4 protein-coding genes are annotated in these 2277 nt (G+C 64.6%); all 4 read right to left on the minus strand.

What is annotated here, in order from left to right:
• On the minus strand, positions 1–97 hold a 97-nt coding region (locus AC1DT2_RS21145; RefSeq protein WP_477298533.1), incomplete at its 3' end, for a 30S ribosomal protein THX.
• A 39-nt stretch (positions 98–136) separates the two neighbouring features.
• Positions 137–1102 carry a cation diffusion facilitator family transporter gene (locus AC1DT2_RS21150; RefSeq protein WP_063572816.1) on the minus strand — a complete coding sequence of 322 codons (966 nt, stop codon included), beginning with the start codon at positions 1100–1102 and terminating at the stop codon, positions 137–139.
• A 36-nt stretch (positions 1103–1138) separates the two neighbouring features.
• The gene (locus AC1DT2_RS21155; protein ID WP_477298530.1) at positions 1139–1597 is read right to left on the minus strand and encodes a MerC domain-containing protein; all 459 of its coding nucleotides are present in this window, start codon (positions 1595–1597) and stop codon (positions 1139–1141) included.
• Between the two features lie 109 nt (positions 1598–1706).
• Complete coding sequence (locus AC1DT2_RS21160; RefSeq protein WP_477298531.1) at positions 1707–2180, minus strand: transcriptional repressor; 474 nt, start codon at positions 2178–2180, stop codon at positions 1707–1709.
• Between the last annotated feature and the right edge of the window lie 97 nt (positions 2181–2277).

The raw sequence follows: 2277 nt of genomic DNA on the forward strand, positions 1-2277 counted from the left end.
AGCTATGACGGTTGATCTTGCCGCGACGGGTGCGGCGATCGCCCTTGCCCATGGGAAACTCCTTGATTCTGAATAATGATGAGGAACGGCCCGCCATCGTATCAGCGGAGCCGCAAATGGCAAGCCTGAGCCCCGTTCAGGGAACGCCCCGGCCGCCCTTACCACAGCCTTCGAGCTCGTCCGGACACGGGCCGGGGTCAAACTGGACGGTGGCATGACCCACCTGCCAGCGCTCGATGAGCATGGTCTTGATGGCGGTGAGACAGCGCGACTGATCGGCGCCGGGCTTCAGCTCGGCATGCAGCGTGGCCATCCGCGAGCCGGCCGTTACCTGCCAGACATGCACGTGGTGGATGTCGAGGATGTTCTCGTCCGCCTCGCGCAGGCCCTTTTCGATATCGGACAGGTGCACGCCTTCGGGTGTGCCTTCGAGCAGGATATGACCCGAGCGACGCAGCAGCGACCAGGCACTGCGCAGGATCAGCAGCGAGACCAGGATCGACAGCACGGGATCCGCCCAGAGCCAGCCAGCCCAGCGCACGGCCAGGGCCGCGAGCACCGCGGCGACCGAGCCGAGCAGATCACCGAGGACATGCAGGCTGGCGCCGGCGATGTTGACGTCGTCAGGGTCGTGACCGTGCAACGTGCGAAGAACCACCACATTGGCAACGAGGCCGATCAGCGCCACCACCAGCATCACACCGGACAGGATGGGCTGGGGATCGAAGAGTCGCTGCACGGCCTCGACGATGATGAAGGCGACCAGCGCGAACTGCGTCAGCGCGTTCACGAAGCCGGCAAGGACCTCGATACGGCCGTAGCCGAAGCTGCGCTGCGCGTCGGCAGGTCGTGCGGCGAAACGCGCCCCGAGGAAGGCCAGCAACAGGGCCAGTGCATCGACCAGCATATGACCCGCATCCGCCAGCAGGGCCAGCGATCCGGAGACCATGCCTCCGGCCGCCTCCACCAGCAGCATGATCAGGGTGAGGACGAAAGCGAACAGCAGCTTCTTCTCGCTGCTCCCTTCGAAGTGGCTATGGTCGTGCGCGTGCGCCTCGCCGTGCGAGTGGCCGGCGTGGGCTTGGGAATGATCGTGTGCCATGCGCGAAGGCTAGGGAATCGTGCCGCGGTTACACAATCACGGGTGCGCGCAGGACGGGCCGTGGATGTGGCCCGCATGCTCKCTGCGGTCTACTCGCAGGTTAACGAAATGCGCCGAAGCCAGCAGGAAACCGCCGCACGTAACGAGCACGCTATGAATGATGAGCGAGTCGCTGTGCAGGAAGGTCACTCCCAGCACCAGCAGCATCAGGCCTGGCGTCGCCAGGATCAACGGCAGGCGGCGGCGATGACGGCGGAAACCGGATATGAGCGCCGCGCTGGCCAGGACGCATGCAAAAGCGACGAAGCCCGCTTCGAAACGGTGGTCGGCGAGAAACGAAAGACCGAGCACCGGAAGCAGCGCCAGCACGAAAGGCAGCGCGGCGCAGTGGATGGCGCAAAGGAACGACGCCGTCGCACCGACGCGGTCGGCGGCGTGCCACCAGCGCCGGGGCGCCTCTGAATCGACTGGGGATTCGACAGGGAGATCGGTCATGAGATGYATAGCGTGACTTCTTGGACAGGTCCAGGCAAGCAATGATACTTTATAACATTGCAGAAGCCAAGCAAATCAACGCTTTCTGTATCCGGCCCCCACACAAGGGCTACCGACAGTTCTTGCAGATGCCGTGGACTTCGAGGGTCTGGGCCTGCGGACGGAACCCCAGGGCCTTGGCCTGCGCCTCGATCAGCTCCGCGACGCGCTCGTCGCAGACCTCCTGCGCACACTGGCACTTGTCGCAGATCAGGAAGGGCACCTGATGCGATTCGGCCGGATGGTGGCAGGACACGTAAGCGTTGATGGACTCGAGCTTGTGGATGAAGCTGTTCTCGAGCAGGAAATCGAGCGCCCGGTAGACCGTCGGCGGCGCGGCGTTGCCGTGCTTCTCGCGAAGCCTGTCCAGCAGGTCATAGGCCTTCACGGGCTTGCCTGCACTGGCCACCAACTCGAGGACTTCCCGGCGCAACGGAGTCAACCGCAGGCCACGCTCATTCGAGGCGTGCTCGACCGCCGCGACGAAGCTGCGTGCGTCGTCGTGGTGCTCGTGGTCATGTCGGTGGGCGGCTTGCGTGGTCACATCGAAATCCTCGTGTGCGTCAGTCTAACATGAGGCCACGTCAACGCTTTTTCGAGCCCGGCAGCGGGGGCGGCTGGGGGCCTGCACCGGCCGGTGG

The organism is Luteibacter sp. P4_E6, assembly GCF_056401535.1.